The organism is Aeromonas sp. R7-4, from assembly GCF_040908055.1.
Taxonomy (GTDB): Bacteria; Pseudomonadota; Gammaproteobacteria; order Enterobacterales; family Aeromonadaceae; genus Aeromonas; species Aeromonas sanarellii.
The window spans coordinates 15,929-40,620 of record NZ_JBFODA010000013.1; the positions used below are offsets into that span (position 1 = coordinate 15,929).

24 protein-coding genes and 1 pseudogene are annotated in these 24,692 nt (G+C 62.6%); 11 read left to right on the forward strand and 14 right to left on the reverse strand.

The annotated features are described in order from the left end of the window. Positions 1–62 precede the first annotated feature (62 nt). The 6 genes and pseudogenes from hdfR to AB5Y72_RS02180 all read right to left on the reverse strand — a co-directional run bounded on the left by hdfR (position 63) and on the right by AB5Y72_RS02180 (position 4,680). On the reverse strand, positions 63–953 hold the full coding sequence (hdfR, locus tag AB5Y72_RS02155; RefSeq protein WP_325782420.1) for an HTH-type transcriptional regulator HdfR: 891 nt from the start codon (positions 951–953) through the stop codon (positions 63–65). Beyond that, positions 953–1,309 (reverse strand): DUF413 domain-containing protein, encoded by a 357-nt coding sequence (locus AB5Y72_RS02160; RefSeq protein WP_042077029.1) that lies wholly within the window; start codon positions 1,307–1,309, stop codon positions 953–955. Before AB5Y72_RS02160 ends, hdfR begins: the two co-directional genes overlap by 1 nt. A gap of 292 nt (positions 1,310–1,601) precedes the next feature. Continuing rightward, positions 1,602–2,084, reverse strand: coding sequence for a serine protease inhibitor ecotin (gene eco, locus AB5Y72_RS02165; protein WP_005328180.1), 483 nt, complete (start codon positions 2,082–2,084; stop codon positions 1,602–1,604). 194 nt (positions 2,085–2,278) lie between these two features. Then, positions 2,279–2,492, reverse strand: a pseudogene (locus AB5Y72_RS02170) (hypothetical protein); the annotation flags it as partial. A 69-nt stretch (positions 2,493–2,561) separates the two neighbouring features. Then, positions 2,562–4,409 (reverse strand): DUF3413 domain-containing protein, encoded by a 1,848-nt coding sequence (locus tag AB5Y72_RS02175; RefSeq protein WP_325782418.1) that lies wholly within the window; start codon positions 4,407–4,409, stop codon positions 2,562–2,564. A 43-nt stretch (positions 4,410–4,452) separates the two neighbouring features. Beyond that, positions 4,453–4,680: a YejL family protein gene (locus AB5Y72_RS02180; RefSeq protein WP_043761594.1), complete on the reverse strand. Its 228-nt coding sequence runs from the start codon at positions 4,678–4,680 to the stop codon at positions 4,453–4,455. A 73-nt stretch (positions 4,681–4,753) separates the two neighbouring features. Here AB5Y72_RS02180 and yejK point away from each other — a divergent pair, with 73 nt between their 5' ends. The 5 genes from yejK to AB5Y72_RS02205 all read left to right on the forward strand — a co-directional run bounded on the left by yejK (position 4,754) and on the right by AB5Y72_RS02205 (position 11,323). Then, positions 4,754–5,815: a nucleoid-associated protein YejK gene (yejK, locus tag AB5Y72_RS02185; RefSeq protein ID WP_042077022.1), complete on the forward strand. Its 1,062-nt coding sequence runs from the start codon at positions 4,754–4,756 to the stop codon at positions 5,813–5,815. A 396-nt stretch (positions 5,816–6,211) separates the two neighbouring features. Continuing rightward, positions 6,212–7,393, forward strand: a complete 1,182-nt coding sequence (gene malE / locus AB5Y72_RS02190; protein WP_042077020.1) for a maltose/maltodextrin ABC transporter substrate-binding protein MalE — start codon at positions 6,212–6,214, stop codon at positions 7,391–7,393. Positions 7,394–7,464: 71 nt separating this feature from the next. Further along, positions 7,465–9,120 (forward strand): maltose ABC transporter permease MalF, encoded by a 1,656-nt coding sequence (malF, locus tag AB5Y72_RS02195; protein WP_325782416.1) that lies wholly within the window; start codon positions 7,465–7,467, stop codon positions 9,118–9,120. 12 nt (positions 9,121–9,132) lie between these two features. Continuing rightward, complete coding sequence (gene malG, locus AB5Y72_RS02200; RefSeq protein ID WP_010674251.1) at positions 9,133–10,023, forward strand: maltose ABC transporter permease MalG; 891 nt, start codon at positions 9,133–9,135, stop codon at positions 10,021–10,023. A gap of 163 nt (positions 10,024–10,186) precedes the next feature. Then, positions 10,187–11,323: an ABC transporter ATP-binding protein gene (locus AB5Y72_RS02205; RefSeq protein ID WP_042077017.1), complete on the forward strand. Its 1,137-nt coding sequence runs from the start codon at positions 10,187–10,189 to the stop codon at positions 11,321–11,323. 208 nt (positions 11,324–11,531) lie between these two features. On the opposite strand, the gene ppk2 is transcribed toward AB5Y72_RS02205, so the two are convergent. Then, positions 11,532–12,371 carry a polyphosphate kinase 2 gene (gene ppk2, locus AB5Y72_RS02210; RefSeq protein ID WP_042077015.1) on the reverse strand — a complete coding sequence of 280 codons (840 nt, stop codon included), beginning with the start codon at positions 12,369–12,371 and terminating at the stop codon, positions 11,532–11,534. A gap of 178 nt (positions 12,372–12,549) precedes the next feature. On the opposite strand from ppk2, the gene AB5Y72_RS02215 reads away from it, so the two are divergent. Next, on the forward strand, positions 12,550–13,359 hold the full coding sequence (locus tag AB5Y72_RS02215) for an alpha/beta fold hydrolase (RefSeq protein WP_368198527.1): 810 nt from the start codon (positions 12,550–12,552) through the stop codon (positions 13,357–13,359). Positions 13,360–13,430: 71 nt separating this feature from the next. Here the strand turns inward: AB5Y72_RS02215 and AB5Y72_RS02220 are convergent, their stop codons facing one another. The 3 genes from AB5Y72_RS02220 to AB5Y72_RS02230 all read right to left on the reverse strand — a co-directional run bounded on the left by AB5Y72_RS02220 (position 13,431) and on the right by AB5Y72_RS02230 (position 15,831). Further along, on the reverse strand, positions 13,431–14,240 hold the full coding sequence (locus tag AB5Y72_RS02220; RefSeq protein WP_368198529.1) for a MipA/OmpV family protein: 810 nt from the start codon (positions 14,238–14,240) through the stop codon (positions 13,431–13,433). A 240-nt stretch (positions 14,241–14,480) separates the two neighbouring features. Continuing rightward, complete coding sequence (locus tag AB5Y72_RS02225; protein WP_042077012.1) at positions 14,481–15,551, reverse strand: AI-2E family transporter; 1,071 nt, start codon at positions 15,549–15,551, stop codon at positions 14,481–14,483. Between the two features lie 22 nt (positions 15,552–15,573). Then, the gene (locus AB5Y72_RS02230) at positions 15,574–15,831 is read right to left on the reverse strand and encodes a sulfurtransferase TusA family protein (RefSeq protein WP_368198530.1); all 258 of its coding nucleotides are present in this window, start codon (positions 15,829–15,831) and stop codon (positions 15,574–15,576) included. A 127-nt stretch (positions 15,832–15,958) separates the two neighbouring features. Here AB5Y72_RS02230 and AB5Y72_RS02235 point away from each other — a divergent pair, with 127 nt between their 5' ends. Next, positions 15,959–17,413: a M48 family metalloprotease gene (locus AB5Y72_RS02235; protein WP_244462926.1), complete on the forward strand. Its 1,455-nt coding sequence runs from the start codon at positions 15,959–15,961 to the stop codon at positions 17,411–17,413. 77 nt (positions 17,414–17,490) lie between these two features. On the opposite strand, the gene AB5Y72_RS02240 is transcribed toward AB5Y72_RS02235, so the two are convergent. Further along, positions 17,491–17,970 carry a TlpA family protein disulfide reductase gene (locus tag AB5Y72_RS02240; RefSeq protein ID WP_368198532.1) on the reverse strand — a complete coding sequence of 160 codons (480 nt, stop codon included), beginning with the start codon at positions 17,968–17,970 and terminating at the stop codon, positions 17,491–17,493. A gap of 58 nt (positions 17,971–18,028) precedes the next feature. Here AB5Y72_RS02240 and arsC point away from each other — a divergent pair, with 58 nt between their 5' ends. Then, a complete protein-coding gene (arsC, locus tag AB5Y72_RS02245) occupies positions 18,029–18,379 on the forward strand; it encodes an arsenate reductase (glutaredoxin) (protein ID WP_219143985.1) in 351 nt (116 codons plus the stop codon). After that, positions 18,376–18,756, forward strand: coding sequence for a DUF2069 domain-containing protein (locus AB5Y72_RS02250; RefSeq protein ID WP_209791583.1), 381 nt, complete (start codon positions 18,376–18,378; stop codon positions 18,754–18,756). Before arsC ends, AB5Y72_RS02250 begins: the two co-directional genes overlap by 4 nt. A 68-nt stretch (positions 18,757–18,824) precedes the next feature. Here the strand turns inward: AB5Y72_RS02250 and AB5Y72_RS02255 are convergent, their stop codons facing one another. Continuing rightward, the gene (locus AB5Y72_RS02255) at positions 18,825–20,159 is read right to left on the reverse strand and encodes an amidohydrolase family protein (protein WP_368198535.1); all 1,335 of its coding nucleotides are present in this window, start codon (positions 20,157–20,159) and stop codon (positions 18,825–18,827) included. A 187-nt stretch (positions 20,160–20,346) separates the two neighbouring features. Next, positions 20,347–20,961, reverse strand: a complete 615-nt coding sequence (locus tag AB5Y72_RS02260) for an ACP phosphodiesterase (RefSeq protein ID WP_325782409.1) — start codon at positions 20,959–20,961, stop codon at positions 20,347–20,349. 405 nt (positions 20,962–21,366) lie between these two features. Here AB5Y72_RS02260 and AB5Y72_RS02265 point away from each other — a divergent pair, with 405 nt between their 5' ends. Together AB5Y72_RS02265 and iadA are read left to right on the forward strand one after the other, a co-directional pair. Then, positions 21,367–22,149 (forward strand): ABC transporter substrate-binding protein, encoded by a 783-nt coding sequence (locus AB5Y72_RS02265; RefSeq protein ID WP_209791595.1) that lies wholly within the window; start codon positions 21,367–21,369, stop codon positions 22,147–22,149. Between the two features lie 58 nt (positions 22,150–22,207). Then, positions 22,208–23,338 (forward strand): beta-aspartyl-peptidase, encoded by a 1,131-nt coding sequence (gene iadA / locus AB5Y72_RS02270; RefSeq protein ID WP_325782408.1) that lies wholly within the window; start codon positions 22,208–22,210, stop codon positions 23,336–23,338. Between the two features lie 91 nt (positions 23,339–23,429). On the opposite strand, the gene AB5Y72_RS02275 is transcribed toward iadA, so the two are convergent. Continuing rightward, positions 23,430–24,332 carry a lysine exporter LysO family protein gene (locus tag AB5Y72_RS02275; RefSeq protein ID WP_252422431.1) on the reverse strand — a complete coding sequence of 301 codons (903 nt, stop codon included), beginning with the start codon at positions 24,330–24,332 and terminating at the stop codon, positions 23,430–23,432. Between the last annotated feature and the right edge of the window lie 360 nt (positions 24,333–24,692).

The following is a 24,692-nucleotide window of genomic DNA, read 5'->3' on the forward strand; positions in this document are numbered from 1 at the left end:
TTATGCAAAAGGGGCCCTTGGGCCCCTTTTCTCATGCTGCTGGCAGCATATCCGGCATCCCATCAGACGGTGATGGCCGGCTCGGCGGCGGGCAGGCGCAGATCGGCGTCATCCCAGCCAAGCGGCAGGGTGAGCAGCTGATCGATGAGCTCCCGGCGATCGGATTTCTCCAGATAGGCGAGGTAGAGCGGGCGGCTCAGGGCCTGTCCTCCCTCCACCAGATGCAGCTTCCCCTGCTCCAGGAAGGGGCTCACCATGCGCCTTGGCAGGTAGGCGGCCCCGCCGTTGGCCAGCACGAACTGCAGCGCCATGCTGGCGGAGCTCGAGTGCAGCACCGGGGTCTTCTGCAGGCTCTGCAGCCGGCTCGACGGTGGCTCGAAGCTGGTGCCCCAGTCGAGGTGGATATGGGGCATCTGCATCAGGCTGTCGGCGCTGGCGGCCTGCTCCCGGCTCACCAGCTCGAACACCAGCTCGCCGATGGGGTGCAGGGCGATCTCGTCGATCTTGGTCGGCTCGGAGAGCAGGGCGAGATCGAGGGAGCGCTCCAGCAACTGGCGGCACAGGTGTTCGCGGGAGGCGGTCTCGAGGCGCACCGCGAGGCCGGGGGCCAGGGCATAGACATGGTTGAGCCAGTCGTTGAAATCGAGCTCCCAGAAGATGGCGGGGGCACCGATGGCGAGCTGCTGGCTGAAACCGGGGGAGAGGGCCACGTCCTGCTTGGCGCGGCCCAGGGTATGCAAGATGGCGTCTGCATAGGGCAGCAGACGCTCACCGGAGGCGGTCAGGCGAATGTTGTTGCGGTGACGGGCAAACAGACTGACCCCGAGTTGCTGCTCGAGCTGGCGGATCCGAAAGCTCACCGCCGACTGGGTCAGGTAGAGATTCTCAGCCGCCCGGCCGAAGTGGCGGGTTTTGCTGACCTCGATGAAGGTCCGAAGCAGCTCGGTATCCATTAATCGAGGGACTCGTCGCTGCCGCCACCACCGCCCTCAAAGCTGCCGCCCGCATCTTCATTGGCGCCACCTGCGACTGTGCACAGACGGTGCACGCGCTTGGGACCAATAACCTTCAGGTACTTGAACCACACCTTGGCGTGGGGATTGCTTCCGGCCGCGCCGGACTTGACCTGTTCGATGAAGGCACTTTCTACGTCATCACGCGGGGCCTGGTTGCCCTGATAGAGCGCCAGCATCACGGTGCCATATTTTTCCAGGCTGTCCGCTTCGGCCACGGTGAATTCGCCACTGCGACGCAGGCCACGGGGAAAATGTTTGAAGTCGTTGAAACGCTTGTCTGATTCGAAGCTCATAGTGCTCTTGTTCTGGTTAGTTTGACCTTTGCGGGCAAGTATCATCAGGCCGTCGCAGAGTGCAAAATCAATTTTCTTACTATGTTAATAAATATCTTTTATCGAAAAGGGTTTGTCGCATCCCGAGTGGGCATTTTGCGGTGCGCTGCACAAAAAATCCTGAAAAATAGTGGAGTTATGTCAGTTTTTATACAGGAAAAAGCGGTTCTGACAGGGTAAAAACAGAAAAAATAAGGCGCCATACGGCGCCTTTTGTCTCTTCATGACGGAGCTGAACCTGAGTGCCCTGAACTCACTCAATCATGGCTGGCTGGGCCAGGTTGTCGGCACGCCACAGACGATAGCGCACCTCATACTCCTGGGGCACATAGATGACGAAGGGCAGTTTGGAATTGTAGTTCACGAAGAAGCCCTGACCGTAGATCTGGACGAAGCTCTCCTTCTTCTGACCATCCGGGCAGGCCATCAGGGTGCTGACGGGGCCGGAGACCTGGCCCAGGGTCAGGTAGTTGTAGCCCCAGCCCTTGACGCTGTGCTGTTCCAGGTTGCCGGCAAAGCGCGGCAGGTTGCAGTCGACCAGCATCTTCTTGCCGACTTGCAGTTCGACCATCATGTCGGCTTCGTTCTCGACTTCCGGCAGACGGATCACGACACGTTCCTGGTTCACTTCGGCGGCGGGGAACATGCTGATATCAAATTTTTTCGGTTCGGCGGCGAAGGCATGGCCACCCAACAACAAGGCGCCCAGCAGGCTAAAACGCAACACGGTTTTCATCTGTACCTCATGGGATTGGTTCAACGCCGCTAGACTAACCGCTCTGTGGGTTTCATGCCAGCGCTCCGGGGTGCAAAACCTGTCTGAACCGGCATGCAGTGACGCAATTTGATGCTTTTTTGACGGCCAGGGTCACACCGTCGCCATCCGCCACCTATCTACTGAGGTGCCAAAAGAGACTCTATTGTGGACATTCACCTCATCAGCAGGACTTGCTTCGCCCAAGCGCCGAGGGTGCGCAGGCCGACGGAGGCGCTAGTGATGTCGAGATAGGCCACCGTCTTGCCGGCGGGGAAGGGGGCATACGACCCGAGATAAACGTAGCCGTCGTTCACCGCCTTGCCGTCCCCGGCCATGGCCGCGGGGGAAGATGGTCTCGTTCAATGCGGGTTGTTAGCAGGTTGCCTTCGTCGCCACCGCGTGCTGGCAATAAAAAGCCCGCCAAAGGGGCGGGCTCGCTCAGGTGGCTTGCGCCGGTCAGGGGGCGCGATAGAAGCGGTTCAGCTCGTTCATCACCTGGATCAGGGTGCCCATGTCCGGGGTACCGTGCTTGATGGGACGATAGGTGTCGCGGTCCAGCAGCTCGAAATCCCCCTGCTTGTTGAACTGGGTGATGGTGTTGCCCTGATAGATGGCGAAATCGTTCTGATCCCCCGCCAGCAGCCAGTTGCGCGGGCTGGCATCGAACAGGCTGCGCCCCGTGCTGTAGTCGCGGGGCGGATTGCGTACCCCCAGCATGCCCTTCATCAGGGTTGGCACCAGATCCAGGTGGCTGCTCGCCTGCTCCTGTGGCTGGCTCTCGGTGCCCGGCCAGGCCAGCACCATGGGCACCTGCACCTGATAGGGGGAGTAGTTGCTGCCATAGCCCCAGCTGTTGCTCTGGGTCTCGTTGAACTCCTGACCGTGGTTGGAGGTGACGACGACTATGGTCTGCTCGCCGAGCCCCTGTTGCTGCAGTTGCGAGAGCATCTGTTCGAGCAGCTGGTCGGTGTAGAACACCGCGTTCTTGTAGCGATTCTCCAGCTTCTGCAGATTCTCTGGCCTGTAGGCGGTGGCCGGGTTGAACCGGGTCAGCTCGGGCTGGAAGGGGCCCTTGATGCTGGCGGGCACCTGATAGTCCCCCGGGCTCGACAGATAGACCAGGGAGAACCAGGGTCTGTCCGCCGTGCGGTTGTGGAGCCACTGCTGCCAGTCGTCGATCAGCAGGCGGTCGTCGGTCTGGCGCGAGACGAAGACCTGCTTGCGCAGGCCGGCGAGCAGGCTCTGCTGATACTGCTTGGCATCTTCCAGCGCGCCGAACAGGCCGAACTGGTAGTCCTGGCGCAGCATCTCGTCGAACAGCACGGGCGGACGCTTGTCGGTGCGGATGTCGCCGTAATAGTGGCCGGGCAGGCCGTAGAAGAGGCTGAACATCCCCATGGCCTCATCGTTGCCGCCGCTCATGTGGTTGCGGAAACTGATGTGCTGATCCGCATAGCGCTGCAGATTGGGCATGTTGATGTTGTTGAGCATGTCCGCCCGCAGGGAGTCGACCACCACCACCAGCAGGTTCTTGTGATCGCCCGGGGCGTTCACGCTGAGGGGGCGCAACGGATAGAGCAGCCGGTGCTCCGCACTGCCCTGATCCTCGGCCTTTTTCTCATACTGTTCGAGATCCAGCCAGCCATGCTTGGCCAGGAAGCTTCTGGCGGTCATGGGGTAGGAGAGGGGGAAGTTGGCCCGCTGCATGGTGATGGGCTGATACAGGGTGGCATCCGCCCAGCTGTTGACCAGGTGGGTCAGGATGAAGCAGACCAGCAGGGCCAGCCCCACCTGATTGCCGTACTGACGGCGCTTGCGCTTGTTGATCTTGCGCCATACATAGGCCGACAGCAGCAGTTGCAGCAGGAAGATGGTGGGCACGGCGACGAAGATGATGCTCCAGATAGAGCCCTCTTCGGTCTGCGCCTGATCCAGCAGCAGTTGCCACACCTGGCCGTTCAAGTGGAACTTGAACAGCTGGAACACCTGAGTGTCGATGAGCAGCAGCACCAGCGCCAGGGTGGCGATGATGGCCGAGATGAAGCGCAGCGGCTTCTCTCTTGGCAGGATGAAGCTCAAGGGGAAGATGGTCAGCAGATAGGTGACGAAGCTCAGGAACGAGAAATGGCCTATCCAGCTGATGATGAGATAGGTCACGCCGAGCGTGGTCGACGGCCAGCTGATGGAGCCCAGGTAGCGGGTCGCGATCAGCATGGCCAGGATGATGTTGAAGAAGGAGAACCAATGCCCCCAGGTGATCAGGCGAGAGACATTATCACGATAGGGGTTGCCGGTTTCGACCATAATGATCCATCTGCTTGAAAAACATCAAAGAATGCGAAGAAACTCAATGCGCATCGTGGCGATGGTCCACCGAGGCGGTGAGCGCCTGAACGAACTTCTCGGTGATCGCCTGGCGCTGGGCCGGAGCCATGCCGTTGATGATGTTGGTGGTCAGGTTGCCAAGCACCATCAGACTGAGATCCACCGGCGCCTTGTGTTTCTCCAGGGCGGTGATCAGGTCGTTCATCAGGGCGTCAAACTGCTCGTTATTGTACTTTGATACGATGGGCATAATCTTGGGTTCATCTCGGTTCAAAGCGCCTTATAATACTTCACCCTTTCGGCTAACACTATGGCTTTGTGACATGAGTCTCGATATCGACAAGATCATTCTTCACTCCCTGCGGCCCGGCAACGATGGCCAGCCCCACGCCGATACCCGCAGCCAGACCCTGCCTGCCGACGAGGCGGTGCAGGGGCTGATGGCTGAACTGCATCGCATCTACAACGGCAAGGGGGGCAAGGGCTTTGGCTTCTTCGTCGACCCCGAGGCCGCCGTCGCCGAGCTGGCCGAGGGCATCGATGCCCCCAAGCAGCCCTCTCCCGCCTTTCGCATCGCCCTGGAGCAGCTGCTGGCCGAGCAGACCGAGTTCGTTCCCTTCTCCGTCAACCTGACCCAGATGCTGGTCAAACAGCTGGTGGAGCACGCCCTGGACGAGCAGGGGGTGTTGCTCATCGCCAAATACAACTATGTGGGGGTCGACTATCTGATGGTGGCCCTGCTGGAGGGCAAGGAGAGCGTCACCGTCAGCGAGGCGCTGGAGCTGCGCCATATCCAGTATCTGGACATCGGCAAGCTCAACCTGGTGGCTCGCATCGACTTGACCGAATGGAAGACCCAGCCGGAGTCGCGTCGCTACATCACCTTCAGCAAGGGGCGGGTTGGCCGCAAACTGGGGGATTTCTTCATGGATCTGCTGGGTGCCCGAGAGGGCATGGATGCCAAGGTGCAGAATAAGGGCCTGCTGCAGGCGGTGGACGACTATTGCGACAGCCGCCAGCTCGAGCCGGCCGAGCGCAACGACTACAAGAAGCAGGTCTTCAAATATTGCACCGAGCAGGCCAGCGCCGGCGAAGAGATCGAGATCAGGGAGTTGTCGGCGGAGCTCTCCTCAAAAGAGGCGGGAGAGGGCGACCTCGATTTCTACAGCTTCATCGGCCAGGAATACGAGCTGGAGGAGCGCTTCCCGGCGGACAGGTCCACCCTGCGCGGGTTGACCAAGTTCGTCGGCTCGGGTGGCGGCCTGACCCTGAGCTTCGAGCAGAAATTGCTGAACAGCCGGATCTTCTACGATCCCCAGACAGATACCCTGACCATCAGGGGGGTACCGCCCAACCTCAAGGATCAGCTGCTGCGCCAGTCGTAATGTGATCCACCCATCATTTTTTGCAAAAAGGCACCGGAGTCCGCTCCGGTGCCTTTTTATTTAAGGGGGTGATGAAGCTGGAAACCGTTGCAGTACTTTTGTTAACACATTAAACAAAATAATCGGGGTGAAAGGGTTTTCAGTGGGATGAAATCCCTTTCATTGATGTAAATTTATTTCTTTTCGGTAATTTTATTTCCGTATCTTGGCAAAAATATGGGGGGAACTCTCGTTAAGTCGCTGAAATAAGAAAATGTTTTCATAACTTTCTGGAAGAAAATACGTAATTGCATTTCAAAAATGCGAGGCGTGTCATGTGAGGCATTGAACGCTTGGGATAATATTCATCTCGCACACAATGCTCTTACAGCGCGGAACTAATACAAGGAAAGGCTCATGAAAAAGAAATTGCTGTCATCCCTGATCGGTCTGGCTACCCTGGGCGTGGCTTGCTCTGCCACTGCTGCGATTGATGAAGGTCAGCTGACCATCTGGATCAACGGTGACAAGGGCTACAACGGCCTGGCCGAAGTCGGCAAGAAGTTCGAAGCCGAGACCGGCATCAAGGTGACCGTGGCTCACCCGGATCAGGTTGAAGTGAAATTCCAGCAAGCCGCCGCTACCGGCAACGGCCCGGACATCTTCTTCTGGGCTCACGACCGTTACGGTGAGTGGGTCAAGTCCGGTCTGCTGGTGCCCGTGACCCCGAACGCCGCCACCAAGGCCAAGTTCGAGCAGTTCGCCTGGGATGCCATGACCGTCGATGGCAAGACTTACGGCTATCCGGTCGCGGTCGAAGCCGTCAGCCTGATTTACAACAAGGATCTGTTGCCCAACCCGCCGAAGACCTTCGAAGAGATCGCCAAGATCGACGAAGAGCTGAAGAAAAATGGCAAGCGCGCCATCATGTGGGCCTATGATACCCCCTACTTCAGCTATCCCCTGGTGGCTGCCAACGGTGGTTATGCCTTCAAGAAGACCGCTACCGGTTATGACGTGAAAGACACCGGCGTGGCCAACGCGGGTGCCAAGGCCGGTGTCGGCTACATCTCCGAGATGATCAAGTCCGGTCACCTGGAGAAGGGTATCGACTACGGTGTCATGGATGCCAAGTTCAACAAGGGCGAAGTGGCCATGATGATCAACGGTCCCTGGGCCTGGAGCAACCTGGACAAGAGCGGCATCAAGTACGGCGTAGCGCCGCTGCCGACCCTGAAGGGTAACCCGGCCAAGGCCTTCGTCGGCGTCCTCGGTGCCACCATCAACGCCGCCAGCCCGAACAAGGATCTGGCCATCGAGTTCCTGGAAAACTACCTGCTGACCGATGCCGGTCTGGCGCCGGTCAACGCCGACAAGCCGCTGGGTGCCGTGGCCCTGAAGTCCTTCCAGAAGACCCTGGAAGCGGACCCCAACATCAAGGCCACCATGCAGAACGCCCAGAACGGTGAGCCGATGCCGTCCGTGCCCGAGATGAGCCGTTTCTGGTCCTCCTTCGAAACAGCCCTCAAGAACGTCACCTCTGGTCGTCAGAGCGTTGACGAAGCCCTGGATACCGCTGCCAAGCGTATCGTCCAGTAAGCACGTATCAGGGAGGCCTTCGGGCCTCCCACTCTCTCCAATCTCTCTTGGCGCAATAAAGGTTAATTGGCATGGAAGTAGTACCTTCTATCGAATCCTATGCCGGTCCGAAGAAAGACAAGTACGTCTGGCTGAAGTGGACCATGGCGGCACTGATCGCAGTGCTTAATGGTTATGCGGCCGTGATGATGTATGCCAGCGGCGAGTGGGTCTTTGCCCTGCTCGATCTGGTGGTCGTTTCCGTCGGTCTCTATGTCTTCATGAACAAGAAGACCTATGCCCACCGCTATATTTTCCCCGGTGTGGCAGGCATGGTTGTTTTTATCATCTTCCCTCTTGCCTACACGATCGGCATCGCCTTCACCAACTATTCGGGATCCAACCTGCTCTCCCTCGAACAGGCTCGGGATTACCATCTGAAAAAGACCTATAAGGTGGCGGGCGGTGAATTCGATTTCACCCTCTTGGGTGGTGAGAACAATCAGTTTCAGCTGCTGCTGCAACAGGACGACCAATCCTTTATCAGTCAACCCCTTACTCTGTCGAACAACAAGGCACGTGAACTGGCTGTCCGCGAGGGCCGGGTTCATGACGAGCCACAGGTTGTTCAGTTGCAGCCCTTCAACGGGGAGGCCATCGACCAGGTGGCGCCCATCCGGGCCATCGTCGATCACCGCACTCACCTGAGTGCCCTGGATCTGGTGCTGCCCGATGGTAACATCCACCTGACCCTGAGCAGCCTGCGCAAGTTTGCCGCCCAGAAGCAGCTCTATACCCAGCTGGTGGACGGCGTCGTGCTCAAGTCCGGCGTCATGATCAAGGACAGCAACCTGCTGCGTGACAACCAGAGCGGCGAGCTGATGCTGCCCAACGGCGACACCGGCTTCTACCAGTACATAGACGCGGAAGGCCACTTCGTCGGCAAGGGCATAGCCCCGGGTTTCGTGGTGAGCGTGGGTTGGAAGAACTTCATGCGCATCATGACGGATCCGGGCATCCAGGGTCCCTTCATGCAGATCTTCGTCTGGACCGTGATCTTCTCCGCCTGCTCGGTCGCCTTCACCCTGGCCATCGGCATGGTGCTGGCGTGTCTGGTGCAGTGGGAGCAGCTCAAGGGCCGTGGCTTCTACCGGGTCATGCTGATCCTGCCCTATGCGATACCGGCGTTCATCTCCATCCTGGTGTTCAAGGGCCTGTTCAACCAGAACTTCGGCGAGATCAACCTGTTCCTGGAAGCGGCGTTCGGCATCAAGCCCGACTGGTACACCAACCCCTTCCTGGCCAAGGTGATGATCCTCATCGTCAACACCTGGCTCGGCTACCCCTACATGATGATCCTCTGCATGGGCCTGCTCAAGGCCATCCCGGAAGATCTCTATGAGGCGTCCGCCATGGACGGTGCAGGTCCGGTACAGAACTTCTTCAAGATCACGGTACCGCTGTTGATGAAGCCGCTGACGCCCCTGCTGATCGCATCCTTTGCCTTCAACTTCAACAACTTCGTGCTTATCCAGTTGTTGACGAACGGGGCGCCGGACATCATCGGGGCCACCACGCCGGCCGGGACCACCGACCTGCTGGTGAGCTACACCTACCGGATCGCGTTCCAGGGCTCGGGTGGTCAGGACTACGGTCTGGCCAGTGCCATCGCCACCGCCATCTTCCTCATCGTGGGTGCGCTGGCCTTGCTCAACCTGAAATTGTCCAAAGCCGACAAGCAACTGTAAGGAGGCTTCAACATGGCAATCGTACAACCCAAATCAGTGAAATACCGGGTGTGGGCAACCCACCTGGTGATGTGGGGCTTCCTGGCACTGATCATCTTCCCGCTGATCATGGTCATCGCCATCTCGTTCCGTAACGGCAACTTCTCGGTGGGGGAGATCATCCCCACCAATCCGACCCTGGATCACTGGAAGCTGGCGCTCGGCATGTCCATCACCAACGCCGACGGCAGCATCACGCCGCCGCCGTTCCCGGTGCTGACCTGGCTGTGGAACTCCATCAAGGTCGCAGGCATCACCGCCCTGATGATAGTGGTGCTCTCCACCACCTGTGCCTACGCCTTCGCCCGCCTGCGGTTCCGTGGCAAGTCCACCATCCTGCAGGGCATGCTGATCTTCCAGATGTTCCCGGCGGTGCTGGCCCTGGTGGCCATCTATGCCCTGTTCAACAAGATCGGTGACTACATTCCCTGGCTCGGGCTCAACACCCATGGCGGCCTGATCCTGGCCTACATGGGGGGCATCGCCCTCCACGTCTGGACCATCAAGGGCTACTTCGAGACCATCGACTCCTCCCTGGAGGAAGCGGCGGCCATCGACGGTGCCACCCCGTGGCAGGCGTTCAGGCTGATCCTGCTGCCCCTGTCGGTGCCCATCCTGGCGGTGGTGTTCATCCTGGCCTTCATCGGTTCCATTACCGAGGTGCCCATGGCCTCCATCCTGCTGCAGGATGTGAACAATCTGACCCTGGCGGTCGGTGCCCAGCAGTACCTCTATCCGCAGAACTACCTGTGGGGCGACTTCGCGGCGGCCGCCGTTCTGTCCGGCTTCCCCATCACAGTCGTGTTCCTGCTGGCGCAGCGCTGGTTAGTCGGTGGCCTCACCGCCGGTGGTGTGAAAGGTTAAGTGGCGCCACGCTGCCTGTACCAAGGTGTTCCTGCTGGTCTACCTCAGGGCTGGCTGGTGGGCGGTCTGACCGCAGGCGGTGTGAAAGGTTAACGGTTAATGGCCGGGGGAGCCGACTCCCCCCGCCATCACGATTTGCAAAGATTCAAGAGCGGAGCTCGACATGGCTGAAGTAGTACTCAACAACGTTCGCAAAAATTACGACCCGGCTGTCCACAAGGACACCCTGCGCAGCATCAACCTCGACATCAAGGAAGGGGAGTTCATCGTCTTCGTCGGCCCGTCCGGCTGCGGCAAGTCCACCCTGCTGCGGATGATCGCGGGTCTGGAAGACATCACCAGCGGCGAGCTGACCATAGGCGGTCGCTACATGAACGACGTGCCGCCGGTGGAGCGCAACGTGGGCATGGTGTTCCAGTCTTACGCCCTCTACCCGCACATGAACATCTACGAGAACATGGCCTTCGGCCTCAAGCTCAAGAAGATGGACAAGGAGAGCATCCACAAGCGGGTGATGCGCGCCGCCGAGATCCTGGGGTTGGAGCCGCTCTTGGAGCGCAAGCCCAAGGCCCTCTCCGGCGGTCAGCGCCAGCGGGTCGCCATCGGCCGCAGCATAGTGCAGCAGCCCCAGGTGTTCCTGTTTGACGAACCGCTCTCCAACCTGGATGCGGCCCTGCGGGTCAAGATGCGCATCGAGATCGCCAAGCTGCACAAGGAGCTCAACTCCACCATCATCTACGTGACCCACGACCAGGTGGAGGCCATGACCCTGGCCAACCGCATCGTGGTGCTGAGCCCGCTCAAGGGCGAGGCGGCCACCAACCTGGAGCAGTTCGGCACCCCCCTTGAGCTCTACCACAATCCGGACAACAAGTTCGTGGCGGGCTTCATCGGCTCCCCCAAGATGAACTTCTTGGCGGGCGAGCTGGTGGAGATCGGCGAGCGGGAAGCCGTGGTCAAGCTGACCACGGGCGACAGCGTGCGGGTGCGGGTGGATGCCCGCCGCGGCGCCGTGGGCGACAAGGTGGAGCTGGGCATTCGTCCCGAGCACCTGGTGCCGCTGGGCCATGCCCATGCCGACAGCCGGGTGAGCGGCGTGGTGCAGGTGGCCGAGCACCTGGGAGCGGAGTCCTTCGTCTACATGGACGTGGGTGGCCACGACTTCACCGTCAAGGCGAGTTCCGACGTGGACGTAGCCACCGGCCAGGAGTACAGCGTCGGCATTCCGGCCGAGGCCTGTTACCTGTTCGATGCCAGGGAACAGGCGTTCCCGCGCACCGCCAAATATATCCGCACCTGATCGCGGTCAGGATGCCGAGGTTTTCCTTTCTTCATGTTCAATGCCTTTTGCCGGTCGCAAGACCGGCTTTTTATTGCCTGCCGTTCGGGACTGGTGGGGGCAGGTCAGCGGGTTTGGCTGGCCTGGGCTGGAGAGAGGAGGGCGTTGATGCCCCTGATCTTGATGGGAAATGCCCAGGGGCTCGCCCGGCGGACCGGGCGGCACCTGGTCACGCCTCCTTTCTCGCCTCTTTCCCGGCGTCGAACCCGGCGGTGACGTCAGGTACGAAGTGCTGGCTGGAGAGAGGGGGGCGTTCATAACCCTCGGTCTTGATGGGGGGCAGCTTGATGGGCTCGTAGTGGATCGCCTCGTAGGGCACCTTGCCGAGCAGGTGGGAGATGCAGTTGAGGCGGGCACGGCGCTTGTCGTCCGCCTCCACCACGAACCAGGGACTGTCTTGCGTGTCCGTGTAGGTGAACATGTCGTCCTTGGCGCGGGAGTATTCCACCCAGCGGGAGCGGGACTGCAGGTCCATGGGGCTGAACTTCCAGCGCTTGATGGGGGTGTTGATCCGCTCCTTGAAGCGCTTCTCCTGCTCTTCGTCGCTGACCGAGAACCAGTACTTGATGAGGGTGATGCCGGCTCGGATCAGCATCCGCTCGAATTCGGGGCAGGCGCGCAGGAATTCACGGTACTCGTCGTCGCTGCAAAAGCCCATCACCCGCTCGACCCCGGCCCGGTTGTACCAGGAGCGGTCGAACAGCACCATCTCGCCGGCGGCGGGCAGGTGGGCCACGTAGCGCTGGAAATACCACTGGGTGCGCTCCCGATCCGATGGCGCGGGCAGGGCGGTGACCCGGCAGACCCGGGGGTTGAGGGGCTCGGTGATCGCCTTGATGACGCCCCCCTTGCCGGCGGCATCCCGCCCCTCGAACAGCACCACGACTTTCAGCCCCTCCTGCTTGACCCACTCCTGCAGCTTGACCAGCTCCTCCTGCAGGTGGGCGAGGTGGTGCTCGTAGCTCTTCTTGTCCAGACGGGGGCGCTTCTTGCTCTTCTCCTTGGCCATCGGCCTCTCCTTGATGAGTCCTCTTGTGAGTCACTCCAGCTTGCACCAGGCCGGCCCCTCTGCCAAGGGAGGCGTGATACACTGCCGCTCCGTCAGCCGCTGACAATAGAAAAACATGACGCCATTGATGGCGATTTGCACAGCCGTCTCATCATCACAGTTGGCAACAGGAGAAAACATGAAGCAGTTTATGGAGGTAGCGGGTCGCCGGATGGCCTATCTGGACGAGGGGCAGGGCCCGGTGCTGCTGCTGGGCCACAGCTACCTGTGGGACAGCGCCATGTGGGCGCCGCAAGTGGAGGCCCTCAAGGGGCAGTATCGCTGCATCGTGCCCGAGCTCTGGGGCCATGGGGATTCCGATGCCACGCCGGACGGCCCCTGCACCCTGGCAACCCTGGCCCGGGATCATCTGGCCTTGCTCGACGCCCTCGGTGTCGACGACTTCGTGCTGGTAGGGCTCTCCATCGGCGGCATGTGGGGGGTGGAGCTGGCGCGCATGGCGCCCGGGCGCATCAAGGGGCTGGTGCTGATGGACAGCTTCGTCGGCCTCGAGCCCCAGATCACCTGCGAGCGCTACCTCGCCATGCTGGCCGCCATCGAGCAGTTGGGGAGCATACCCGCCCCCATCGTCGAGCAGGTGGCGCCGCTCTTCTTTGCCCATCAACCCGATGCCGCCCTGATGGACGGCTTCAAGGGGCGGCTCGCCGCCTGGCCGGTCGACAAGGTGGCGAGCCTGGTGGCGGTGGGGCGCGCCTTCGTGACCCGGGAGGATCGCATCGACTGGCTGGAGGAGATGGCGCTGCCCGCGCTGGTGATGACAGGCTGCGAGGACAAGGCCCGCCCTGTGCTGGAGGGTTACCTGATGGCCGAGGTGCTGGGCTGTTCCTTCAGGGAGATCCCGGCCGCCGGCCATATCTCGACCTTGGAGAACCCGGCGTTCGTCAACCGGGCGCTGGCCGAGTTTCTGGCCGCGATCGGAACGTGGTGACGGCCCGTCAATGACAAAGAAGGGAGCCTTGGGCTCCCTTCTTGTTGGTTGGCTTCGCCAGCAGATCCGGGTTACCAGATATAGCCGATGCCGAAGCCCGCGTAGAGCTCGCCATCGTGCTGGACTATGGGGCTGTTGGCGATGTCCTTGTCGTAGCGCTCGTAGTTGGCGGCAAACATGCCGATCCAGTGGGGGCTGAAACGGTAGCTGGTGATGATGGCGGCCATGGGGGAGAGGGTGGTGCCCGTGTCCCACTCGGCGCGCTGGGCCCTGGCCTCGCTGCCCGAGACGCCGCCGAAGTAGTAGTTCGCCATCTTGTCGCTGCGGATCATCACCCCCATGCCGGGCATGATGAGCAGCTTGTCGCGAATGATGGGAAAGTCGGCCCACAGCAGCCACTCCTGGCCGTTGCTGGTCCCGGTCACGTCCGTGCTGATGCGGGTGCTGAGCAGGGCGTAGGGGGTGATGAGGCTGGCGCCGACGCCCCCCTCCAGCTCCCACTCGCGCTCCTCCATGCCCGCGAGCTCGGGGGCATCGTCGGGATCCAGGTTGCCGAATCGCACCCGGCCATAGCCGTAGGCGGCGAAGTTCTCCTCCTTGTGGAAGTAGTAGCGGGCCCTGTCCCCGAGGAACATGAACCGATCGCCGAAGTAGACGGCGCCCGGCACCGCGAGGGCGGTGTCGTCCTGCCCCTGGTAGCGGGCATCCCCGCCGATGACGGCGCCGCCCAGCACCAGCCCCTTGGGCACAGGGCTGGTGGGGCTGTCCTGCACGAAGATGTCGAGGGAGCCGAGATCGATCTCGGCCCGGACGGGGACGGTGAACAGCAGGGCCAGCAGACAGCCGAGGGGCGCGTGGCGCAGGGCGCGAACAGGGGGCATGGAGAGATCCTTTGAATCTGGGCTGGAACGGGGCAGAGAATACTGCCGCGGATGCCGTCAGTGAAGCCTGTTTCCATTGTCAATTCAAGTTGATAGCAAAAAAATGACGCGGAGGTCCTGGGATGGCGCGAGGAGGCGCCCATTGACCCCGAGAGTCGTCCTGCGTGGCGGCAACCAAGGTGGCGAAGGGGAATAGAGAGGGGCCTGGATAAGAAAGAGAGGCTTGCGCCTCCCTCTGCATCAGGGGGTGGGACGGGGCTGATCGTCCCGCTTGGGCCAGGCGTTGAGCACGGCTTTCACCAGGGTGGCCAGGGGGATGGCGAAGAAGACTCCCCAGAAGCCCCACAGGCCGCCAAACACCAGCACGGCAACGATGATGGCCACCGGGTGCAGGTTGACCGCCTCGGAGAAGAGCAGGGGCACCAGCAGGTTGCCGTCCAGGGCCTGAATGACCAGATAGGCCACCATCAGCCAGGCGAAGTCGGGGGTCAGGCCCCACTGGAACAGGGCCACCATGGCGACGGGCACGGTCACCGCCACCGCCCCTATGTAGGGGATGAGCACGGAGAAGCCGACCGCCACCGCCAGCAGCACCGAGTAGCGCAGCCCCATCAGGGCGAAGGGGATGTAAGTGGCCACCCCGACGATGAGGATCTCTATCACCTTGCCGCGAATGTAGTTGATGATCTGGTCATTCATCTCCACCCAGACCCGGTTGACCAGGGTGCGGTTGCGGGGCAGGAAGCGGCGCAGGCCGCCCATCAGCACCTGCTTGTCCTTGAGCATGAAGAACACCATCAGCGGCACCAGGATGGCGTAGATGAGGATGGCCACCACGTTGATGAGGGAGCTGAGGGAGGCGCTCACCAACTGCTCGCCCCCGGTCAGGATGCGCTGGCGGATGTTGTCGATGATGGTCTCGACCAGGCTGACGTCGATGATCTCGGGGTATTTTTCCGGCAGGGTGCGCACATAGTCCTGGGCATGGGCCAGCATGGACGGCGCCTCCTTGGCCAGGTTGACGCCCTGGCTCACCAGCGTGGGGATGAGGCCCAGCAGCATCATGGTGGTCACCGTGATGAACAGCAGCAGCACCAGACTGGTGGCCAGGGGGCGGGAGAGCCCGGTGCGCTGCAGGCGGCTGACCGGCCACTCCAGCAGGTAGGCCATCACCAGCGCCACCAGGAGCGGTGCCAGCAGATCGCCGAACAGCCAGAGCACCGCGAAGCAGAACACCAGCAGCAGGAAGAGGGTGACGGCATCCGGGTCGGAAAAACGGGTCTGATACCAGCGCTTCAATACATCTAACATCGAGGCTTCCTTGAATGACGGGTCATGGCAGGGAGGCGTCGCCCGATGCCGATGGCGGCATCCCGGCGACCACGAGCAGCAGGGAGAGGCGGGTGGCGGACTCCTCCAGTGGCTGGACGTCGTGACCCTGGCGGCGCAGATAGGCAGGAATGTCTTGCCTTGAGCCGGGATCTCCCAGAAGAATGAGCAGGGATTGACCGGGCCGAGCCTGGCGCAGCCAGAGCTTGAGCCGAATGAGGGGCTCGGGACAACGCCAGGGGGTCAGGTCGAGCTGTTCCATGGGAATTCCATCGCGTGCGTGGCCGTCATTATGGCCGTGATGGCAGGATGAAACAACGCTTGTGGGCCTTGAATGGCAAGGGTATTCTGCCGATGCCCGGTAGGGTCTGATTGGAGATAGAGATAACGTGGCACGTTTTTCCCCCCTGATAGCATCGCTTCCCCTGCTGGTCTCCCTGATGGGAGCGACCTTCCACGCCCAGGGGAGCAACCAGTTGCCCGACATCGGGACCGCCGGGGTCGCCGCCCTGCCCATCGAGCAGGAGGTGCGCTATGGCAACGCCTTCATGCGCTTCGCCCGGGCGGGCCTGCCCATCATCGACGATCCCGTGCTGAACGAATACATCGACGATCTGGGTCAGCGACTGCTCACCAACGCCGACGGGGTGCGTTTCCCCTTTACCTTCTTCCTCGTCAACGATCCCAGCATCAACGCGGCCGCCTTCCTCGGTGGCCGGGTCAAGGTGCACACCGGCCTCTTCCTCTACGCGGAGAGCGAGAGCGAGCTGGCCTCTGTCCTGGCCCACGAAATCACCCACGTGACCCAGCGCCACATCGCCCGCTACATGGAGGCCCAGGCGAGCAGCTCCGCCATGACCCTGGCCGGTCTGGTGGGCTCCATCGCGCTCGCGGTGATCAACCCCACCGCCGGCATCGCCGCCTTGCAGACCACCTTGGGCCTGTCGATGCAGTCGGCCATCAACTACACCCGGGACAACGAATACGAGGCGGATCGCATCGGCATGAAGACGCTGTATGACGCCGGGTTCGATCCCATGGGTATGGCGAACTTCTTCCAGAAGCTGGCGGCGGAGTACCGCTTCGCCAGCAAGCCGCCCGAGATGCTGCTGACCCACCCCCTGCCCGAGACCCGGATCAGCGAGGCCCGTGCCCGTGCCGGCAGCTATGGCCGCCGCGCCCTCGCCCCCAGCCTCGACTTCTGGCTGGCCAAGGTGCGCATCCAGGTGCGCTATGGCACCGAGACCCCCCAGGGGTTGCTCACCTACTTCGACAGCCGCCTGCAGAAGGGGGATTACCCCGTCAAAGACGCCGCCCTCTATGGCAAGGCGCTGGCCCTGCTGCAGCTCAAACGCACCGACGAGGCCGACGCCCTGATGCAGGAGCTGGCCACCCGCCATCCGGAGGATCTCTTCGTGGTGGACGCCCTGACCGACATCGATCTCGCCAAGGGGCGCAGCGCCCAGGCCATCGCCAGGCTGGAGCGCTTCCGCACCCGGATGCCGGACAACGAGGTGGTGGTGGTCAACCTCGGCAACGCCTATCTGGAGGGGGGGAACTATCAGAAGTCCATCGCCATCCTGGACCCCTATGCCCGGGAGCACGACGAGAACAGCCTGGCCTGGAGCCTGCTGTCGGATGCCTACCGCAAGGCGGGGAGGATGACGGACCTGCACATGGCGCGGGCGGAGACCCTCTCCCTACGCGGGGACTACCAGGCGGCCATCGACGAGCTGATCGTGGCCCGCGGCACCACCAGCGACAAGTTGACCCTGGCCCGCATCGAGGCGCGCATCACCCAGCTGGAGCGGGCCAAGAAGGATCTGGACAGCCTCAAGGGGTAAATGCTCGTCCGCCATCCGTGAAACGGGGTGCCCCAGAGATGGGGCACCCCGTTTCGTTGCCGGGCTCGGCGCGCCGCTCAGGGAAGCGCCGCGACCCGCGTGGTGAGGGTGGCCAGCCTGGCCTCATCGAGTTCTCCCACCAGGGTCTCCAGCAGGCGCCCCTCGCCATCGAGCAGGTAGCTGGTGGGCAGTGCCCCCGGCCTTGGGAAGGGGAGGCGGGACTCGTCCTCGGGGATCAGCAGGGGCACGGCTATCCCGTGGCGCCGGGCCAGCGCGGTCAGCTCGGCGGGGGAGGCGGGATCATAGTTGATGGCGATCACCCCAATTTGCCCCTCCCGGTGCAAGGCCGCGAGCAGGGGCATCTCCCGCAGGCAGGGGGCGCACCAGGGGGCGAAGTAGTTGACCAGCAGCGGCTTGCCGGCAAAGTCGGACAGGCTCACGGCCTGCCCGGTGGCATCGGTGAAGCGCGGCGCCGGCGAGCAGGCCCCCAGCAAGGCCGCCACAATCAGCCAACAGATCCGTTTCATTTCCATATCCTTCCCGCTTACCCTGCCCATCGGTTTCCCCTACAATAGCGCCACTTGTCGTCCCATCTTGCAATATCAGGGAGTTACCATGAGCGAGACCCAAATCTATCACAATCCGCGCTGCTCCAAGAGCCGTGAAACCCTGGCGCTGCTGGAACAGCACGGGGTTGCCCCCGAGGTGGTGCTCTATCTGGAGCAGGCGCCGAGCGAGGATGAGATCCGCACCCTGCTGAGCCAGCTGGGCTTCGCCGATCCCCGCCAGCTGATGCGCACCAAGGAAGATCTCTACAAGGAGCTGGGGCTCGGCGAGGTGAGCGGCGATGACCTCATTCGTGCCATGCACCAGCACCCCAAGCTCATCGAGCGCCCCATCGTCATCAGGAACGGCCAGGCCCGCATCGGCCGCCCGCCCGAGCAGGTGCTGGAGATCCTCAAGTGAGCACCCGCTTCGCCCGCCTGCTGACTCTGGTCGGTTACTTTGGCCTGCTGGCCTGGGTCCTGCTCTGGCACCTGTGGCTCTCGCCTCACCCTGGGCTCGCCCCCTGGCTGCTGCCGGTGATCTGGACGGTGCCGCTGCTCTTCCCCTTGAAGGGCATAGTGCAGGGCAACCCTTACACCCATGCCTGGGGCAACTTCGTGCTGATGCCCTACTTCCTCCACGCCCTGACGCTCATCACCACGGACGAGGGGGAGCGCTGGCTCGCGGTGGTGGAGCTGATCTTCACCACCCTGGCCTTCGTGGGCACCATCTATTACGCCCGGCTGCGGGGCCGGGAGCTGGGCCTCAGCATTCGCAAGAAGAAGGAGGAGCGCTGAGCCGCTCTACCGCTGGCCGTTCGGCAGCAAAAAAAGGCCCCTGATGGGGCCTTTTCTGTCAAGAGGGGTCAGAGCGTATTCTTGTAGATCTTGCCGTCCTTCATGATCACCTTGAAGCGGTTGGCCGGATCGGCCACCAGGGCGAGATCCTTGAGCGGGTCACCGTCGATCAGCAGCAGATCGGCCAGCGCCCCGGTCTCCACTACCCCCAGCCTGCCCGGGTAGGGATTGCGCGGGCCCGAGAGGGCCAGCAGCTCGGCGTTGTCATGGGTGGCCATCTTCAACACCTCGGCCGGGGTATACCAGGTGCCCATCTTGGCCAGCATGGTGCCCTGATCGGCCGTGGCCTGGGCGCTGAACAGGGCGTCGGTACCGAATGCGGTCTTGATGCCGAACTTCTTGGCCATGGCATAGGCGTGGTCGGTGCCCTTGTACATCTCAAGCTGCTTCAGACGGTTGGCCGAGCCCTCCGGGAAGGGGGACTTGCGATCGTCGGTGAAGGGCTGCAGGCTCCACCAGACCCCCTTCTCGGCCATCAGCCTGGCGGTATCCTCGTCGAGCATCTGACCGTGGTCGATGCACTTGACGCCAGCCTCGATGGCCTGGCGCACCGCCTTCGGGGTATAGGCGTGCACGGTCACATAGGTGCCCCAGTTGTCGGCGGCCTCCACGGCGGCACGGATCTCCGGCACCGTGTACTGGGTCACGTCGATGGGATCATAGTTGGAGGCCACACCACCACCTGCCATCACCTTGATCTGGGAGGCGCCGAGGGCCAGCTGCTCGCGGGTGCGCTGGCGCACCGCATCCGGGCTGTCGGCGACCATGGCCGCGTTGGCCCGCTCGCCGAAGGAGTATTGTCCCGCCAGCGCCGGCAGCTCGTTGGGCAGACGGAAGTCGCCGTGGCCCCCCGACTGGGAGATCATGGCGCCGGCGGGCCAGATACGGGGGCCGTCGATGAGCCCCATGTCGATCCCCTTCTTGAGGCCGAACACGGGGCCGCCGAGATCACGGGCACTGGTGAAGCCGCGCATCAGCATGTCATGGGCGGCCCTGGTCGCCGCCACCGTGGTGAAGGTGACGTCGTTGGTCAGCACGGCGATCTGCGGCAGGGTGGCGAACATCAGGTGGGTATGGGCATCGATGAGGCCCGGCATCAGGGTCTTGCCCTGGCCATCGATGCGCTGCACCTCTCCCCCCACCTTGATGCCGCCCCGGCTGATCTGGGTGATCAGGTTGCCTTCCACCAAGACGGAGGAGGGGGCGCTGAGGGCGCCTCCCTTGCCATCGAAGATGCGTACGTTGTCGAACAAGATGGCGGGGCGAGCCGCTTCGGCGGCGTGAACGGCGCCGCCGATCAGGAGGGCGCCGCACAGGGCGCTACGGAATAATCGCGATGACATGAAGAGGTCTCCTTGGGTCTTGAGGGCGCTGAGCCTGGCCCAGCCGTGCCCGCTCGGTCTGAGTCCGGGCGAAGCGGTATCGCCAGTCTCCTCCCTTTTGGGGTGCCATAAAAGACCCAATCTGATCCATCACCCGTTTCACTCCTCGTCCCGCCCGCGTTTTCGGCCACGGGGGCCGGGCTGCAACCTAGGGAACCTGGTGCTCCCCGGTGGTGCGGTGCGCGGCGATCTGCTCCTCGCAAAAGCGCATCAATTCGGGATAGAAGCGCAGGAAGGCGTGCTCCGCCTCGGCCCAGCGCGCCTGGTCCAGGGTCAGCAGCGCGTCCCCGAGCGGCATGGGGCGCCGCAGGCGGCGGCCTATGCCGTCGAGGGCCTGACCCAGCCCCGCCCTGTGCTGGTAGGAGGCGATCCAGTCCTGCTCGGCCATGCGTCTGAGGGCCGGCGGCAGTCCCTGTGGCAGGCGATGATGGTCCGCCAGAAGTTGACCATAGCTCTGGTGCAGGAAGCGGGGCAGGGGTTGCGGGCTGAATTGCCGCCAGTGCAGGCTGAGCCAGTGGTCGTAGAGCATGTCCACCAGGATGCCGCCGAAACGGCGCCAGGGGGCCTCGAAGCCGGTGACCGCCGCCCGGTGGGCGGGGTGGGTGTCGGTGAAGGCATCTATCTTGCGGTGCAGCCAGATCCCCTCGTCGAAGGGGGCCGGCAGGCCCGATGGCAGCGGCCCCTTGACGAAGTCCCCCAGCAGGTTGCCGGTGAGGGAGCTCTGGGTATGGGACGCCAGATGAAGATGGGCCAGAAAGTTCATGGGCTGCGGCTCGCGTGCCAGGGTGGAGTGGGTGATCCGAGCCTAACGGATGCCGGCCGGATTGACCATGGGCAGGATTTTTCATTGCGCCGTCAGCGCCCCCTTGCGGGGCAAATTTGGGGCGTGGTAAGGTGCATGTCATCTTTGTCACAGGACGCGACAAATCACCATGATGCGCAAAGCCAGAGGCTTTTTTCTGGCCTTCTACTTCAAGCCTTTCTATCTCTCCGAGTGGTTCGACGAATAAGTCGAGGCCCCGGAGCAGTTCATTGACGCCAGCCAATCGAATGATGCCCATGGCGGCGTAATCCTGCTCATCTGCAATTTGCCGTTTTTTGGCCATCGCTTGCCCGCGCTTGCGATGCCTTGACCGCGCCTGTGCGCTTTCTATGTAATGGAGTACTCATGATGAAGACCACACTGACCCTGTCAGCCCTGTTTGCTGCCTGCCTGCTGGCCACCCCCGTCACCGCCAAGGAGTGGAAGACGGTGCGCTTCGGCGTGGAGGGGGCCTATCCTCCCTTCTCCTGGACCGACGCGTCGGGGGAGATAAAAGGCTTCGACATCGATCTGGCCAACGCCCTGTGCCAGCAGATGGCCGTCAAGTGCGAGCTGGTGGCCCAGGACTGGGACGGCATGATCCCGGCGCTGCTGTCGCGCAAATACGACGGGATCATCGCCGCCATGTCGATCACCGACGAGCGGCGCAAGAAGGTCGACTTCACCGAGAAATATGCCCGCATCCCGAACCGCTTCGTGGCGGCCAAGGGCACCGAGCTGACGCTGACGCCGGAGGGCATGGCGGGCAAGCGCATCGGGGTGCAGCGTGCCACCACCCACGACAAGTACCTGACCGACAACTTTGGCTCCAACGTCACCATAGTGCGCTATGGCAGTGCCGATGAGGCCTATCTCGATCTGAAGGCGGGTCGGGTGCTGGCCCTGCTGGCCGATGCCTCGGCCATCGATCAGGGGCTGCTCAGCAAGGAGGGGGGCGACAAGTTCGAGTATGTGGGGCCGGCCCTGACCGATCGCCAGTGGTTTGGCGACGGCATGGGGATCGCGGTGCGCAAGGGGGATCAGGATCTCAGGGCCAAGCTGAACGAGGCGATCAAGGCCCTGCGCGCCAACGGCAAGTATCAGGAGATCAACCAGAAGTACTTCAAGTACGACATCTATGGCGGTTGATGGGTAACAGGCAGAGGGAGCTTGCTCCCTCTTTTTTCATGCAGCAAGGAGATACCCCATGTTGACACTGATCGAGGGGGCCGAGGTCTTCACTCCAGCCCCCCTCGGCCAGCAGGATCTGCTGGTGGCCGATGGCCGCATCGCCTGGATGGGCAAGGGGCTGACGGCCCCGGCCGACTGGCCGCTGGTGCGGGTCGACGGCCGTGGCCGCTATCTGGTGCCGGGGCTGGTGGACCCGCTCGCCCACATCACGGGGGGTGGCGGGGAGGGGGGCTTTGCCTTTCGCACCCGGGAGCTTGCCGCCGACGAGGCCCTGGCAGCCGGGGTCACAACCCTGGTGGCGGCGCTCGGTACCGACAGTCTGACCCGCACCCCGGCCCAGGTGCTCGGCAAGGTGCGCGAGTTTCGCGCCGCCGGGGTGAGCGCCTACATGTATACCGGCTCCTACCACCTGCCGGTCAAGACCCTCACCGGATCGGTGGAATCGGACATCATGCTGATCCCCGAGGTGCTGGGGGTGGGGGAGGTGGCCATCAGCGACCACAGATCCAGCGCCCCCACCCATGATGAGCTGGCGCGGCTGGCGAGCGAGGCGCGGGTGGCCGGGTTGCTCTCGGGCAAGAGCGGAGTGAGCTTCTTCCATCTGGGGGATGGCCGGGGTGCGCTGGCGCCGCTGCGGGCCCTGCGGGACGCCACCGACATCCCGCTGCGCCAGCTCTACCCCACCCACTGCAACCGCAACCCCTGGCTCTTTGCCGAGGCCATCGACTGGGGTCGGGCCGGGGGCTGGGTGGATCTCACTGCCTCCAGCTTCCCCGACCTGCTGGACGATGGCGAGCAGCTGGCGGCGGATGCCCTGGTGGGGCTTCTGACGGCCGGCGTGCCCTGGGATCGCATCAGTTTCAGCTCGGATGCCAACGCCAGCCTGCCGCGTTTCGACGGCGAGGGGCGCCTCATCGAGCTGCGCAGCGGCCAGATAGGGAGCCTGTGGCAGCAATGCATCCGGGCCTGTGCCCTCGGCGTGCCCCTTGCCAGCGCGCTGGCGGTGGTGACGGCCAACCCGGCCAGGGCGCTGGGGCTGACTGGCAAGGGCTCCCTGGGGGTGGGGCAGGACGCGGATCTGCTGCTCATCGACCCCGAGACCCTCGCCATAGAAAGGGTCATGAGCGGCGGCCAGTGGCGAGCCTGAGTGGCGCATCAGCCGGATCTCTTCATCCCCGTTCACATACGAAAAACCCGGCATGGGGGCCGGGCTTCGTTTTTTGCGGTGTGTGTCCCGGTCAGATGGCCAGGAACCCCAGGATCAGGATGGGGCCGAGCAGGCTCAGAAGGAAGCCGGAGACGATGGCCACCGGCACCACCTGGATGCCGCCGGACTTCTGGATGACCGGCAGGGTGAAGTCCAGCGCCGTGGCGCCACCGTAGCCGATGGCGGCGGAGGGGTGGCGGCGCATCAGGATGGGAATGATCAGGATGGCGATCAGCTCGCGCCCCAGATCGTTGATGAAGGCGGCCGAACCCAGCACGGGGCCCAGCTTGTCCGCCACCAGGATGCCGGAGAGCGAGTACCAGCCGAAGCTGGAGCTCATGGCCAGCCCGTGGGCAAAGGGCATACCCAGCAGTTGTGAGGCCAGCAGGCTGCCGAGCCAGCTACTGACGATGACGGTGGCGGCGATCTTCATGCCCCAGGGGTTGAGCAGGATCTGGCGCAGGTGCATGCCGGAGTTGCGCATCTGGATGCCGATGAGCAGCAGCAGCAGCATCAGGGCCCATTCGCTCAAGCGGTCGATGGGCAGGGCGCGCAGGTCCACCAGCAGCCCCAGCAGGACGCCCCCCAGCACCACGAAACAGAGCTGGAGGGATTCCCACAGGAGGTGCAGCTTGCTCGGCATCTTGCCGTCGCTCGCCTCGTGGGTGGGCGGGCTGCGCCTGTCCAGCCACCAGAGGGCCAGCAGGTTGCACAGGGTAATGGCGGTCAGCATGATGCCGGCCACCTTGAAGATCACCGCCAGGTTGCTGCCCAGGTTCTCCACGTAGGCGAGCCCCAGCCCCATCAGGAACAGGATGAGATAGACCATCTTGCCCAGCGACTGGTTGACCAGCTTGACCAGCCGGGTGGAGGAGAGGGGGATCAGATAGCCGATCACGAGCGGCAGCAGGATCAGCAACACATTGAGCAACATCGGGGCCTCGGTCACAAAACTGGGAGAAACGGCACCTTATCACGACTTGTTGCGTCTGTGTCACATATCCCGGTGTTTGAGTGCCCCATACGGGCCTTTTTTATAACATTGTTATGTTTTTTTGAGGAGGGAGGGGAGGGGCAAGGTCCCGGGATGGGGGGCACATCGCCAGTAAAATCAATTCCATCCTCGTAAAATTGTGCGACGGTGGTGACTATGTCGGATGAATAAAGTCATTTTGGGTGACATCCGGCGTGGATGGTGGAATATTCTTGCCACCAGTGCGTTGCGGGTATAAAAGGTCGGTATGGCACCGGTGACAAAAAATGCATTTTATGCAGACAAAGTGCTGAAAAATAC